The organism is Rothia sp. HMSC062H08 (assembly GCF_001810775.1).
In the GTDB taxonomy this organism is placed as follows: Bacteria; Actinomycetota; Actinomycetes; order Actinomycetales; family Micrococcaceae; genus Rothia.
Map to the genome: position 1 here is coordinate 351,975 of NZ_KV802665.1, position 15,191 is coordinate 367,165.

Below are 15,191 nucleotides of genomic sequence, written 5' to 3' on the forward strand. Positions count from 1 at the left end.
TAGCCATAACTAACCAGAAAAGACGGCGTTCAAAGGAACATACTGGAATAAAGACAGCATTCACACACCTGTCACCAGTAAGGAAGCAAGATCATGACCACCGTTGTGTCAAATACATCTGAAGCCCTCAATTCCCCCTACGAGGACACCCTCAAGCGCCTGCTCAGCGACGCACGCGCCGAGGCAGTCGAATCCAGCGTCTCCGAACTCGAACGCCTCGCTATTGCACACGACGCATCCCACTACCTGCTCGTGCCTGCCGGCCTGATTCGTCCCGATTCCGCCGAAGATGTCGCCAATATCTTCCGCGCAGCCGGCGACCTCGGCCTGCCGCTGACCTTCCGCTCTGGCGGCACCTCCCTCTCCGGCCAGGCAAGCGGCGACGGCCTCATGGTCGACACCCGCCGCCACTTCAAGAAGATTGAAGTCCTTGAAGACGGCAAGAAAGTGCGCGTACAGCCCGGCGCGACCATCATGATGGTCAACAACTACCTGGCACCCTACGGCTACAAGCTCGGCCCCGACCCGGCATCCTGGTCCGCCTGCACCATCGGTGGTGTGGTCGCGAACAACTCCTCCGGCATGTCTTCGGGCACCAAGTACAACACGTACAACACCCTGGACTCCATGGTGTTCGTGCTCCCCAGCGGCACTATCATCGACACCGCTGAGCCGGACGCTGACCAGAAGCTGCGCTCCCTCGAACCTGAACTTCACGAGGGCCTGCTGCGCCTGCGCAAGCGCGTCACCGAGAACCCCGAATCCATGGCGAAGATCCGCCAGCAGTACTCCATGAAGAACACCATGGGTTACGGCCTGAACTCCCTGGTCGACTTTGAAACCCCCGTGGACATTCTGCAGCACCTGCTGATTGGTTCGGAAGGCACCCTCGGTTTTGTTGCTTCGGCAACCTACCGCACCCTGCCGATTCTGAAGAACATTTCCACCGGCCTGCTCGTGTTCGACAACCTGATTGATGCTGCACGCTCCGTGCCCGAACTGGTTGCTAACAAGCTGGCAACCGTCGAGCTGATGGACGCCACCAGTATTCGTGTGGCTCAGCGTACCGGCCAGGCTGCGGAGGCGCTCGCCGCCATCGACGTGAAGGACCACGCCGCTCTGCTGGTTGAGTTCCAGGGCAACTCCGAGCAGGAGCTGAGCGACCTGGCTGCCGCTGCGGCACCCATGTTTAAGAGCCTGCCGGTGGCTTCGCCGGTGTCGATGACCAGCAAGCTGTCTGAGCGTAACGCACTGTGGGCGGCACGCCGCGGCCTGTACACCACCGTTGCGGGTAACCGCCGCTCCGGCACTAACGCACTGCTGGAAGACGTGGTTGTTCCTGTTGAGGTTCTGGGCAACACCTGTAGCGACCTGACCAAGCTGTTCGACTCGCACGGCTACCAGGACTCCGTGATCTTCGGTCACGCGAAGGACGGTAACATCCACTTCATGCTGAACGAGCAGTTCCGCGACCCGAAGCAGCTGGACCGCTACCGCGACTTCACTGAAGAAATGGTTCAGCTGATTCTTGCCGCTGACGGCTCGCTGAAGGCTGAGCACGGTACCGGCCGTATCATGGCTCCGTTCGTAAGCCGCCAGTTCGGTGAGGAACTCTTCGACGTGATGCGCCAGATTAAGCGCCTCATTGACCCGAAGGGCTTCATGAACCCCGGTGTTCTGCTCGCCGAGCCGGACACCGACTACGTGACCGATCTGAAGGTCGCCGAAACCGTCGAGGAAGAAGTCGACCGCTGTGTGGAGTGCGGCTACTGTGAGCCGGTCTGCCCCTCCCGCAACCTGACTTTGACCCCCCGTAAGCGTATTGTGCTGCGCCGTGAGATTGCTGCCGCTGAGGTGAACGGCGATCACGAGCTCGCTGAGCGCCTGCGTAAGGAGTACGAGTACTACGGCATTGAGACCTGTGCTGTGGACGGCATGTGCCAGACCCGCTGCCCCGTGAACATCAACACCGGTGACCTGATTCGCCGCCTGCGTTCTGAGAACCAGGACAAGCTGGCCGCTACCGGCTGGAAGATCGCCGCACAGCAGTGGGGCATCATGGATAAGGTTGCCGGTAAGTCCCTGACTGTGGCTAAGAAGCTGCCGTTCCCCGTGGTGCACGGCACCACCAACATTGCCCGTAAGGTCATGGGCGACGACACGGTTCCTTCCTACAAGAAGGACCTGCCGGTCGGTGGCCCGGCACGTAAGCCGCACAAGGACGCAACCGCTGAGATTGTGTTCTTCCCCGCTTGCGTGAACTCCATGTTCGGCGGTGTGGACGGCGACGGTAAGCACGACCCGGTCAACGCAACCCAGGCGTTCATTCGCCTGTGCGAGCGTGCGGGCGTGAAGTACCGCATCCCGGACAATATTGGTGAGATGTGCTGCTCCACCCCGTGGAAGTCGAAGGGCTTCACCGACGGCTACTCGATCATGAGCGACCGTGTGCTGAAGTCCCTGTGGGAGGCTACTGACGGTGGCCGCCTGCCGGTCGTGTGTGATGCTTCGTCCTGTACTGAGGGTCTTGAGGTGATGCGCGAGAAGGTTATTAAGGCGCTTGAGCACAAGATCGTGAACGGCCTGAAGCCGGGTGAGCCGGACTACTCGCGTCTGCGCATGTACGATGCGGTGCAGTTCGCCGCCGATAACATGCTGGACAAGCTGACTGTGTCTGCTCCCCTGCCGTCGGTTGCGCTGCACCCGACCTGCTCCATGACTCACCTGGGTACTCAGCCTGCGTTTGAGAAGATTGCGAACGCGATGAGTGCCGACGTGTACGTGCCGAAGCACTGGGGTTGCTGTGGTTATGCGGGTGACCGCGGTATGCTGCACCCTGAGCTGACTGCGAGCGCTACGGAGGCGGAGGCTGCGGAGCTGAGCGAGCAGAAGCAGTTCGCCGCATACATTTCGGCGAACCGCACCTGTGAGCAGGGTATGACGGAGGCGACCGGCCACAGCTACCAGAACGTGTTGCAGCTGCTGGAACGCACCACCCGCTAAAGGGCTGAGCGCATAGCAACGGCGTAAAGAAGGGACCCGGCGGGCTATCTGATGGATAGCCTGCCGGGTCCCTCCTTTGTCTGTTTCGGTTCTTCTAGGCTTTTCTTTAGGCAGTGACCAGGTGGGTTCCCAGCGCGTTCTGTGCAACTGCCTGCACCGGGCTCAGGTCGCTTTCTAGGACAACTGAGCCGTTCGGAATCATCTGTGCATACTGCAAGAAGGTGCCAATTGTCAGGTCTTCGTGTGCAGTTTCCGGCTGGGTAACGCCAGATGCGCTCGCCACGGTTGTTACACCGCGTGAGTCTTGCCCGAGGTTTCGGACGCGTTCGGCTTGGATGATTTGGGCGTAGAGCGTTCCGTTGATTTCGGTGACGATGATGACGGCTGATTCTCCGGCGACGTTACGGGAGCGGCGGAAAACGTCAGCGACTTTCTCACCGGGTGCGGCGGGGATGACGTGGCACTCTCCCCCGGCACGCTGAGCCGCGAGGGCTACAAGTGCGCGGTGTTCTGGATTGCGGCGGGCAGACAGGTTGAAGCGTCCCGCGATGCGAGCTCGTTCTTTCATCACTTCGATGCTTGCCATTCTTCAATCCTTTCAAATGCACCTTCTACGATAAAGGCTGTTGCTTCTTCGTAAGCGGCGTTGCTTTCCATAATACTATTCAGGGGTCGGTTCTCTTCGACTATGGAGCGGTCGCTGCGGTACTTGTAGCGGTGGTAGTGGAAGTTCCGGTGGGAGGAACAGCCACGAATCACCTGCCAGTACTGATCCTGTGTCTTTTCGTCGCGGCAGGATAGGGCAATGCTGAAGTTGTACGCCATATCCCGCGCCGGGTCGGTAGCTGTACAGGTTGTGTGGCGGTCTGTGATGCGGAGGGTGTTCTCATCGTCGAGGTATGAGATGACGGGAGGGTAATCCCAGGTTTCGGTGCAGCTGGGGCACCGACAGTAGAATTTCTCGCCGGATATGAGGCGTTTCTTTTTCGCCATGGTTTTCGCTCCTTCATGTGGGTATCTGAACCCTACCCTGATTTTGAGGAGCGTGTGCGCCCCGTTCGGCAATCTGTGGAAAACTAGCCTCGAGAGCGAGAAAAAGATGACTTGTGGAAAACAGCGCAAGCTACCTTTGGACCATGATTTTATGGCTTGTAGATACCAGTCAGGCTATTCATCAGATGCGCTCTTACAGAACTTTGAGGGCTCTTGGAGATAGTTTGTTCCCCTGAGCACATGTCATATATAAAGAAGACCCGATGAATGATGACAAAGAAACATTCATCGGGTCTTTATATTTAAATACAAGTTTTACAGCACAGCAATCTGCTCGTCTACAGCATCCTTAAACTTTGCATACGCAAGGCGCCTATACTTCGCCATATCTACGCCTGTCATAAATGCCGCAAATGCATTATCTAGAACTTTTCCAGCCTCAGAAATATCTTTAATTCCAGTTTTCTCCATAATATACAGTGTATACAAATCGCGCTGGACACTCTTTCCCAGCTTTTTACCATTTTCATCCGTCTGAGATTCATAGTATTCCATAACTAGGAAGTACCTATCAAGAAGCTCTTTAATTTTGTCAAATCCAATTGATTCATTAAAAATATCATCATAAAACTCAGTGAATAATTTCCGCTTCTGATTACTAGCCCTATCTGGCCTTCCTTCAATAGCTGCCATGATTATCTGGGCAACTAACTCCATAGAAACAGACTGCCTACCATTCTTCTTTTTCCTGGATTCATAATTACGCTTAAGGACATATTCATATTCCTTGCCATCCAGGTATGATTTAAGCAGAAGCTGCACTGTATCATTTGAATGCAAATCAGCAGGATTGATGGCGTTCTGACTGTTGGTAAACCTAGCAATCTGAGTTCCCATAGAATAAACTTTCCCCTTGCCATGCAAGTCTTCTTCCTGATTCGAGCCAACGGGATAAGCTCGAATAATAACCGAAGCACTTCTCAAGCATGAGACAACTTTATCGGGGTTCTCATCAATGTTATCTTCAATAAATTTATGAACAGATCTTAAGGTCTGACCCCCATTAACAACCTGGTAGTTAACCAATGACATCGGTGACTTTTTGACACCCGGAGGAGGATTATAATCAATACGTTCAGCTGTTATGGTTATGCCATTATTATACATAAAGAATTTTTTAGGATCATTTGCAATAGTCTCTATAATTCCATCATTAAAAGGAGTTTTACCCAAGAATCCACGGACATTATCATGAAGAACAGAAGGATCAAGATCAACATACTCTAAAAGATTAACACATTCCTTATCAGATACTTCAGTCGTTCCATACTCCTTAAAGTTCACCCGAAAATCTTCATCTTTACTCGTAATTCGAGCAAGCTCAAGGAGAGAAATACTAAATACATATGAGGTATAAGAAGATTCCTCCGCCTCCCTATATACCATCACATTTTTATTGCTAATTTTCATTACCGCTGAGACATCTCTCTTAACCTCAATTAGATAATCCGAGATACTACCCAATGTAACTGACTTTACAGTAACACCATTTGCGTCTTGAATAATCTTTTTATCTTTCATACCTATAGGTTGAACTTCATTTGAGACAAGATATAGATTAATATCTACATCACCATTCTCCCTAAATTTATCAATTTCTTCTAGCACCTCAATCGTATGCTTTGAATCCTTGAATTCATTCAGAATTTCTGAAGCTTCCTTCTCCCCAGAAATAAATGAAAGGAATCTGAGGGAGCTATAAATTTCACTCCCCTTAAATTTTGAATCCTTGTTCCATTTTTCCCTGTATTTAAAGTTGAATAAATTAACTTCCCCCTCTTTTTCATTTATATAATAAGCATCCACTCCCAAATCATCATTGACCCTATTTTTAATTTTTGACAAATAATCTGTATCAATAATCATATCCGAAATATCTTTATCATCACTAACACTAGTTATAGATTTTAAAGTCAGAAAGTAGAAACCAATTCTTATGCGATCAATGTCGGTCGTTTTTTCATTAAGCTCAAATGAGTCAGGTATCACATCAGATTCATATGCGTCACGGTAAGCGTCCATGCTCTTTCGTGCCGCTAATCGATGGTCATTTTGGCTAACCATTTTTCTCCTAGGATGTAGTAAAAAGAATGCAATAATCAATCAAAAATTCATTAACTCTAAATCGTTTAGTTTCATCAATTACTTATATAAATTCCTCCTTTATTTTTGCATATAGAATACCTGGCGATTAAACACGCATGAGGTGTCTAAATCGCTCCCAGACGTCCTTATCCAAATCGTACAATTACCAGCACTTCCGAACAGCAACGAACGCAAGTACCATCATTCACATTAGCACGAAGACACCCGCCCGGACTAGGAAAAACTCCCCGGCAATACAACTTTCTGCACCCAACCGCGCTCCCCCACCCGCACCTCCTCAAAGCACATGGAAACCACCCCCTCCGCAGCTTGTCGCCGCCGGGGGTCCTATATATAGGCTCGGTGCCAGTTCGCTAGCTTAGCTGGCCACGGTCAACTGCAGTCAGCCCGCACCGGCCACACCTACTAGAACGTGCTGCAGCTGCTGGAACGCACCACCCGCTATAGGGTTGAGCGCATAGCGGCATAGAGAAAGGACCCGGCGGGCTATCTGATGGATAGTCCGCCGGGTCCATTTTCGTCTGCTACAGCACTTATTTTCGACTATTAGATAGTCCAATAATCAATACTGCTATCGAGATGCCGTAGAGAATTCCAAGTACTAGGTCGCTGACATCTGAAACTACGTTCAAGATAATTGCCAGGATCAAGAACAGCATCCCAACAGGAACATACTTATTCGACTTCATACGCTCGTGCTCCCTCAATAATCAACGGCGATACATCATTCTCAAAGCTACACAGCTACCCATTTTCTGAATGACTATGGACGTTCACCTTACTACTACGCTAGCACTCTGGGGTTAAAAACTCCCCCACAACACAACTTTCTGCCCCCAACCGACCCTCCCCCACCTTCGTCTCCTCAATGTACGCAAAAACCACCCCCTCCGCAGCTTGTCGCCGCAAAGGGGGTGGTTTTCTATATATAAGCTAGACCAGAAAGCCTAGTACTACTCAGCGGCCTCAGTGCTGGGCTTGGGGTCTTCGTTCGCGCAGTTGCGGATATGCTCCACAATACGTGCCACAGCCTCATCCACGGGCACACCGTTCTCCTGTTTGTTTACTTGCTGATTTTATACGCCAGGTTACCCAGTAGTATCCATACTAGAACACCGGGCAACGCGACAAAGAGCAACACCTCCGCATAGATTTGGAACAAAGTCCCACCAGCGGTATACCTCAGCTCATCCCGCTTAGTCAGCATGTATACCGAGATAAAGAGCAACGATGCCAGAGATACACAGAAAGCCATGACGTCGGACTGGGCATAATCAAACACCAGAAGTATGGACATCACAAGGAATCCAGCAGGAAGGATTCTAACTACTCCGACTGGAGGGTTCTTGAAGTACAGCACAAAGCTCCAGGTGGAGCAGATAACAAGCAGGATGGAAACTGTGCTCATTACTGTTGGCCACGGGCCTTGTTCGATAAACCCTCTCGTTGAGATAAGAGCATCTGATACAACTGTGATTCGCAAAAATTCGAACACGGAAATCATTCCATCGATTGCCTTTCCCAAAGACTCATATCTCGCGAGGAAAAATGTATACAGATAGAACCATGAGAAGACAACCAGGAAGTTGTACCAATGCTTTTGAAGAATGGGCAAAATTTTGCTCATCATGTCTCCTTCAAGACGTTAGATCACAAGTCAACCGGTTCACATGGTGAGATTCAGATTCTCTCCATTGCTGAACGACCAAACACGTGATACAGTGAAAGTAGTGCAATTTTTAGCACATTGCCACGCTAGCACCTCTTATCTTTGCTTTGCAATAGCCAAATCTGCAATTAATCTCAGAGCGTAAAAAACCACCCCCTCCGCAGCTTGTCGCCACGAAGGGGGTGGTTTTCTATATAGCTAGGTTAGAAGCCTAAACCCTTATTACTCAGCAGCTTCAGTGCTGGGCTTGGGGTCTTCGTTCACACGGTTGCGGATATGCTCCACAATACGTGCCACAGCCTCATCCACAGGCACACCGTTCTCCTGCTTGTTGCCGCGGAAACGGAACGAAACAGCGCCGTGCTCCGCATCCTCACCGCCAGCAATCAGAATGAACGGAACCTTCTCAGTAGACGCGGTACGAATCTTCTTAGTGAAGCGGTCCGAACCGTAATCCACCTCAACACGCACGCCGTGCGCACGCAGCTTATCCGCGATCTCGGTCATGTAGTCGTTGAACGCCTCAGCCACCGGCACACCAATCACCTGGACCGGCGACAGCCACGCCGGGAACGCACCCGCATAGTGCTCGGTCAGCACACCCAAGAAGCGCTCAATCGAGCCGAACTTCGCCGAGTGAATCATGACCGGCTCCTGCACGGTACCGTCCGCAGCCTGGTACTCCAGACCGAAACGGCTCGGCTGGTTGAAGTCATACTGAACGGTCGACATCTGCCAGGTACGGCCGATAGCGTCCTTCGCCTGAACCGAAATCTTCGGGCCGTAGAACGCAGCTCCACCGGGATCAGGAACGAGCTCCAGACCGGTCTCCTTCGCAACCTGCTCCAGAACCGCGGTAGCCTCCTCCCACTGCTCATCAGTACCGATGAACTTATCCTTCTTATCACCCTCAGTGTCGCGGGTGGACAGCTCAAGGTAGAAGTCAGTCATGCCGAAGTCCTCCAGCAGGCTCAGCATGAACTTCAGCAGGTGACGCACCTCGTCCGGTGCCTGCTCCTTCGTCACATACGAGTGGGAGTCATCCTGAGTAATCATGCGCACGCGGGTCAGGCCCTGCAGCACGCCGGACTTCTCGTCACGGTACACGGTGCCGAACTCGAAGAAACGCAGCGGCAGCTCACGGTACGAACGGCCACGAGAACGGTAAATCTCGTTGTGCATCGGGCAGTTCATAGCCTTCAGGCGGTAATGACCGTTATCCAGCTCCATGGGCGGGAACATACCGTCCGCATAGTACGGAAGGTGACCGGAAGTGTAGAACAGGTCTTCCTTCGAAATGTGCGGGGTGCTGACGTACTGGAAACCCTCCTGAATGTGGCGGGTACGCACGTAGTCTTCCATCTCGCGCTTAATCACGCCGCCCTTAGGGTGAATCACCGGCAGGCCGGGGCCAATATTCTTCGGGAAGGAGAACAGGTCCAGCTCACGGCCCAGGCGGCGGTGGTCACGGCGCTCCGCCTCAGCGATGCGTTCCTTGTACGCCACCAGCTCGTCCTTAGTCGGCCAAGCGGTACCGTAAATACGCTGCAGCATGGGGTTCTTCTCAGAACCGCGCCAGTACGCGCCACCGGCACGCATCAGGGCGTAACCGTTAGCAATCAGCTTGGTGTTCGGCAGGTGCGGGCCGCGGCAGAGGTCCTTCCAGACGGTCTCGCCGGTCTTCGGGTGTACATTGTCGTAAATGGTGATTTCGCCCTCGCCGACCTCCACGGATGCGCCCTCGGCAGCATCCGCACCAGAACCGGGGCCCTGGGTCAGGGAGAGCAGCTCCAGCTTGTACGGCTCGTTCGCCATCTCGGCGACAGCCTCGTCGTGGGTGACCACGCGGCGGCGGAACAGCTGACCGGACTTGATGATCTTAATCATCGACTTCTCGATCTTCTTCAGATCTTCCGGGGTGAAGGGCTCAGCCACATCAAAGTCAAAGTAGAAGCCGTCAGTAATGTACGGGCCAATACCCAGCTTGGCGTCCTTGCGGTACTCCTGCACCGCCTGCGCCATCACGTGCGCAGCGGAGTGGCGCAGAACGTTCAGGCCGTCCGGTTCGTGAATGAAAACCGGCTCAACGGAGTCACCAGCAGACAGCTCGTGGGAGAGATCAACGAGCACGCCGTTCACGCGTGCCACAACGATCTTCGGGTCGTCAGCGAACAGCTCAGCGGCAGTCTTCGCGGTGACCTCGCGCTCCTCACCAGAAACGCTAATAACAATTGCTGAAGAATCAGCGGCAGACATAAGTCTCCTTAACTCAGGCGCAAGCGTGCCACTCTGGGCGCCGCCGGTGCGCATACTATTCCGCACTGTACTGGTGCACGGACACACACCATCTTACAACGGCTCCCAGGCAACGCTCAGCTTGAGGGCAAACTAGTCCGCATGATGCTCACGCGTATGCTCATACACGTCAACCACAATGTGGCTAATATGGTCGTCCTTCAGACGGTAAATGGTGGTGCGTCCCTGCTGCTCACGGTCAATCACGTGAGCCTCACGCAGGATGCGCAGGTGGTGCGAGGCGAGCGGCTGCGAAATACCCAGGCAGGTGTGCAGTTCGCTCACGCTGTGCGGGCGGTGCATCAGGTGGTGCGCAATCGCCAGGCGTAGCGGGTTCGCGAGCGCCGAGAAAATCGCGACGGATCCGCCGAACTGTTCCTCCCAGTCTTTGGGGCCGCTGCCTTCGAGGAGGGGCGCGTTGGTGGGTACCTCGTGGGTATGGTCCGATGCATGCTCATGGGCATGGTCAGTGTGGGTGGTGTTAGTTTCGGTCTGGTCTGTGTGCTGGCTCTGAGTCATAGTATTTTCACCTTATGTACAGGAAAGGGGGCACGTCAAGGAAGTTACGCCTGCGCGGCGTGCTTTCTTGACGTGCCCCTCTCCCCTAACTGCGCATCAGCTCGCGGGCATGCAACCCTAGCGGGCCCTTAGCGGTTAGCGACTGCCACCTGCAGGTAACCTTCAGCGGACTTTACGCCCTTGTCGGTCACTGCGCGGTAGCGGACCAGCGGCGCGAAGCCCTGCTTATTCTTAGCAGATACCGCAATGCCCTGGGTGCCGTCGGGCAGGGTCACCACACGGTAGGTGCCGTATTCATCGCTGTATGCGCTGACGGCCTGGCCGCGCTGGTTGAGCAGCTCGAGCTTCTTCACGGTTTCGCCGCGGCTGTATGCGCCGAAGGATGCTTCGTCGTTGTTCAGGACTGCCACGTTCTGGGTGGTGCCCGAGTACAGAGAGACGGAATCCTCACGTGCGATGGGGCTGTTCTTGTCGACCACGTGTACCTTCAGCGGAATCGAGTACAGCTGCGCGGCGGAGCCCCTCTTCGCCTTCACATCGGACATGCGTGCGGGTGCCTTGCCGGTGCGGTTCACGGTGATGTTCGTACCGTTGTCGCGGCGCAGATCCCAGGTGGTGCCGGTGACTTCGTGAGTGTTCAAATCGATCGAGTAAGTGCCGGTCTTGCCGTTGGAGGCAAAGCGGATGCCGGTCTCCGCGCTGGAGAACTGGCCGCCAGCAGTGTTGACCTTCTCCTTGTTGACCCAGCGGCTGGGGCGGAAGTTCGGGGTCTGCTCGATTTCCTGGAAGTTGTAGTCGCGGGCGTAACGGTAGTTCGGGGAAACCTTGTGCGACTGGTGAACGCTCTGCGCGACTGCGGTTTCGCCGGCGTAGACGGTGGCGTGGTGCTCGGCGGGCTGGTAGAACACGCCGGAGCCGGTGCCGGTCTTGCCGTAGGAATCCGAGGGGTACTTGAACTTCACGCTGGTATCTGCGCGGGCGGTGTTGCGGCCTGCACTGTTTTCAGCGGACTCGGTGTAGTTCACGGGCATCCACTGCACCTGCTGCCAGGGGAACTGGTTGCCGGTGAAGCCGCTGGGCACGAAGTTCGCGAACATTGCCGCCAGCTGCGGGTCTTCCTTGTACACGTTCTTACCCTGGCGGGCGTAGGGCGCGTAGGAGTTTGCCGCCTCCAGGTTGAATGCGTTGGTGAAGAGGTTACGGTCCGCGATGATGAAGCCGTATTCCTTCATCGCGGTCAGAATCATGCGGGTGAGCTGGTCGTCAGCGTGGCCGGTGTTTGCCAGGTGCTCTTCCACATCAAAGCTTGCGGGCAGGAAGCCACGCTGACCTGCGCGGGGTGCGTTCGGGTACTTGCTCATGTCCAGCTTGCCGTCGGTGCCCTTCGCGGGGAAGGAGGAAGTCAGCGCCGCATAGTCAGCCGCGGTGATGGACACCATGTGGTTGATCTTGCCTGCCTTGAGCTCGTCCACACCGATCTGGGTGAGCTCATTTGCCAGGCCCACCACGGAGGAGGTGCCGTTCTTGAGGGTCAGCCAGTAGTTGTCTTCGCCCACGCCGCCGAAGTTCGGCTTAGCGAGCATGTAGCCGCCAGAGGACACGTGGTAGGTTGCCGGGTAGTCAACCGCAACGGGGATGTCCACGGTACCGCGGGTGCCTGCGGGAATCTTGTAGGTGATAACGCCGGTGTTCGCGTCGATGGACGCGCCGGGTACGTTCTTTGCCAGGCGGAACTTCGCGCCGCGAGCAATCGGGTAGGAGGTGCGGGCATTGCCGGACTTCGCGTCGATGCTCACGGGTGCGTTGATGGTGACGGTCTGACCTGCGTTGCCGCGGCCGACGTTGTCGTACTGAATCTTTGCGCTCTTGGGGGTGGATACGTTGCCGCCGCCCACCTGTACACGGGCGGTGCTGGTGTAGGTCTGTGCGTCTGCATCCTTGACGAACTTGAAGTAGGAGCGCCAGATGCCGGTCGCTTCGTCGTAGAGGGCGACGGACTGGTCGCCGGAGAGGCCGTGGTCCTCGGCAAACCACTTCGGAATCGGGACGCCGCCGGTGAGGATGCGCTTGTTCTCTGCATTGGCGTTGACACGGCCATCGCGGGAGACGACCTCGACGTACTCCTGGTGCGGGTTCGCGGAGTTCACGGCGAGGGTCGGGATGTTTTCGTGGCCGCCGACGGTCTGGGCGCGGTCCTTCTTCACGGTGCCCGCGTTGATGGCGGTGGTGATGGGGTGGTTACCCGCATCGGCACTGTATTCGAGGAAGGTGCGGCTGATTTCGCTGCTATTGGCTACGACGGCTTCGGTGCCGGTGAGCTTCTTGGCGGCGAATGAATCGCGGGCGAGCTTACCACTGAGGGGCGAGGTGTTCTCGGTGGTGGTCAGCTGCGCCTTAGTGAGGGAGGAGTTAACCGGTGCGAGGGTCGCGATGCTCTGTGCCTTCTGGTCGGGGTTCCAGTAGCAGGTCGGACCGGGCGCCACGTTGGTGAGGTTCGCCAGGGTTGGCACGGTGCGGTAGCCTGCGTCGACGCAGGTGGTACCGGCTACGTTGCGGATGGGGGCGGTTGCACCGAAGGTCGCGGGGAGATTCGCGCCGGTGATGACGGTTGCCAGTGCTGCGGAGGCAGCGATGGTGGCACGGCGGCGGTTTGCAGGGCGCTGTGCCGGGTTTTTGGATGCAGTTGCGGTCATGTTTTTCTTTCGTTCGTGTCGGCTTATTTGAGTGAGTGCGTTTGTATGAACAAACACGGACGTGAGTGAAATATGCATCTGAGGGTGTGCCCGGGTGGGTCCTGATCTTCTGGCAGGAATTCTCAGGAAACTCTCAGATAATCCCCATACCCTACATAGTCTTTTGGGTGAACGCAAAACGAGTTTGTGATTTTGGGCACCGATTTTTTGATAAAGGTTCAGACTTAGAGTCATGCCTCCTTACACCTTTGTGTATTTATTGGTGTTTGAAGACATGGAATTTGCACCGCAGTGTTTAGGCTTTACTCCTAGTCAAGCGAGGGCGATGTGAAGAAAACGAAAAATGCGCACGGGAAACTAAACCTTAAACCTTAAAATTCCCCAAAAGACGCGCCAAAACTCCCTGTTGAATTTCTCACACGTGACCACAATCTGAGATTCTGCGCCGAGAGCAGATAGCACCCCATGCACCGAGACGGGCACCCAGCCACCCCTCAAAGAGCGATTTCTGGCAACCACCACCCAGCAGGAGCATCCTGCGTTTCACCCCGCAGACCCCTCAAAACCCACTTAAAACCCTAAAATTCACGTAAAAGTTCAAAGTTTCTATGTGTTTGTCAGCGTGTAACCATGCAAACGCACCACTCCCCCACACGGGGTGCCGCACGCAGCTCCCATCAACGAATCCAAGCCGCCCACCGGGGGCTTTATCAATGCAAAAAGCACTCCGCATGTGCCTTAAAAACACATGCGGAGTGCATATATATTCATCTATAGCTACCACGGGTACACCCCGCAGCAGGTATCGGTAGCCCCCAGCATGGGTTCACGTGGGTTCAATCGAGGTTGCTCACAGAGCCAGGGGAAACCACGGCGCCACGGGTTAGCTACAGCGCAAAATAGTTACGGCGCACGATAGTTACAGTGCGCCCGCCTCCGAGCAGACATTCACCAGCTCACCAATGCCCTCAATACGGGTGCGCACCGTCTGACCCGGCTTCAACCACTGACGCGGATGCAGCGACAAACCAACCCCAGCCGGGGTACCCGTCGCCACCAGGTCACCCGGCTCCAGGGTCATAAACCGCGAAATATAGGACAGCAGCTGCGCCGGGGTAAACACCATATCCGCCGTCGTGCCGCGCTGACGCACCACGCCGTCCACCTCACAGACCAGCTCCAGGCCGGCAACCGGGTCAACCTCATCGGGGCTCACAATCACCGGACCAAACGGAGTCATCGCATCCCAGTTCTTACCCTGGAACCACTCCGAGGAACGGCCCTGCCAGTCACGCACCGACACATCATTCATGACCGTGTACCCCATCAGAGCCTCAAGCGCCTGCTCCTCCGTGGCGTTACGCAGGCGAGCGCCCACGACCAGGCAGAGCTCAACCTCCCAGTCGACCTTCGTGCTGCCGGTGCCGTCGGCGGCGGGCATGCGGATCTGCTCGCCGGGCCCAATCAGCGCGTTCGGGAACTTCGCGAACAGCGCCGGGTGCTCGGGCACCTCAAGGTTCATTTCCGCGGCGTGGTCGCGGTAGTTCAGGCCGGCGCACACAATCTTGCCGGGCTTATCCAGCGGGCGAATAAAGGGTAGGGAGTTCCACAGCTCCTCGCCGTGGCCCATGACGGTCGCGCCGTTCTCCTTCAGGATCGCCACGGCGTTCTTCGGGTCGCCAAAGTTCAGGCGGAACCGGCTGTAGAAATTCAGTAGCGGGCTGAGCTTCGCCGGAAGTTCGTACACGGTCTCTTCAAAGAAGCAGACCGCGCGGCTGCCCTTCGAGTCTTTAATCTGTGCCCAACGCATGGATGCTCCTTCGCTTCAGGTGGGGATATATCGAATAAGTTAC

9 protein-coding genes are annotated in these 15,191 nt (G+C 55.2%); 1 reads left to right on the forward strand and 8 read right to left on the reverse strand.

The window, feature by feature from the left end; genetic code table 11:
* Nucleotides 1–93 precede the first annotated feature (93 nt).
* Nucleotides 94–3,003 (forward strand): FAD-binding and (Fe-S)-binding domain-containing protein, encoded by a 2,910-nt coding sequence (locus HMPREF2765_RS04095; RefSeq protein ID WP_070604355.1) that lies wholly within the window; start codon nt 94–96, stop codon nt 3,001–3,003.
* Between the two features lie 106 nt (nt 3,004–3,109).
* On the opposite strand, the gene HMPREF2765_RS09365 is transcribed toward HMPREF2765_RS04095, so the two are convergent.
* The 8 genes from HMPREF2765_RS09365 to HMPREF2765_RS04135 all read right to left on the reverse strand — a co-directional run bounded on the left by HMPREF2765_RS09365 (nt 3,110) and on the right by HMPREF2765_RS04135 (nt 15,148).
* On the reverse strand, nt 3,110–3,589 hold the full coding sequence (locus HMPREF2765_RS09365; protein WP_246824918.1) for a hypothetical protein: 480 nt from the start codon (nt 3,587–3,589) through the stop codon (nt 3,110–3,112).
* Complete coding sequence (locus HMPREF2765_RS04105) at nt 3,571–3,996, reverse strand: hypothetical protein (protein ID WP_070604357.1); 426 nt, start codon at nt 3,994–3,996, stop codon at nt 3,571–3,573. Before HMPREF2765_RS04105 ends, HMPREF2765_RS09365 begins: the two co-directional genes overlap by 19 nt.
* A gap of 315 nt (nt 3,997–4,311) precedes the next feature.
* Entirely contained in the window at nt 4,312–6,078 is a 1,767-nt protein-coding gene (locus HMPREF2765_RS04110; RefSeq protein ID WP_070604359.1) for an AIPR family protein, read from the reverse strand.
* Nucleotides 6,079–7,225: 1,147 nt separating this feature from the next.
* The gene (locus HMPREF2765_RS04115) at nt 7,226–7,792 is read right to left on the reverse strand and encodes a hypothetical protein (protein WP_141749082.1); all 567 of its coding nucleotides are present in this window, start codon (nt 7,790–7,792) and stop codon (nt 7,226–7,228) included.
* A 261-nt stretch (nt 7,793–8,053) separates the two neighbouring features.
* Nucleotides 8,054–10,087, reverse strand: coding sequence for a threonine--tRNA ligase (gene thrS / locus HMPREF2765_RS04120; protein WP_049350123.1), 2,034 nt, complete (start codon nt 10,085–10,087; stop codon nt 8,054–8,056).
* A 132-nt stretch (nt 10,088–10,219) separates the two neighbouring features.
* Complete coding sequence (locus HMPREF2765_RS04125) at nt 10,220–10,645, reverse strand: ArsR/SmtB family transcription factor (RefSeq protein ID WP_049350122.1); 426 nt, start codon at nt 10,643–10,645, stop codon at nt 10,220–10,222.
* A gap of 128 nt (nt 10,646–10,773) precedes the next feature.
* Nucleotides 10,774–13,338, reverse strand: a complete 2,565-nt coding sequence (locus HMPREF2765_RS04130; RefSeq protein WP_070604362.1) for a Rib/alpha-like domain-containing protein — start codon at nt 13,336–13,338, stop codon at nt 10,774–10,776.
* A gap of 919 nt (nt 13,339–14,257) precedes the next feature.
* A complete protein-coding gene (locus HMPREF2765_RS04135) occupies nt 14,258–15,148 on the reverse strand; it encodes a fumarylacetoacetate hydrolase family protein (protein ID WP_005505816.1) in 891 nt (296 codons plus the stop codon).
* Nucleotides 15,149–15,191: the final 43 nt, after the last annotated feature.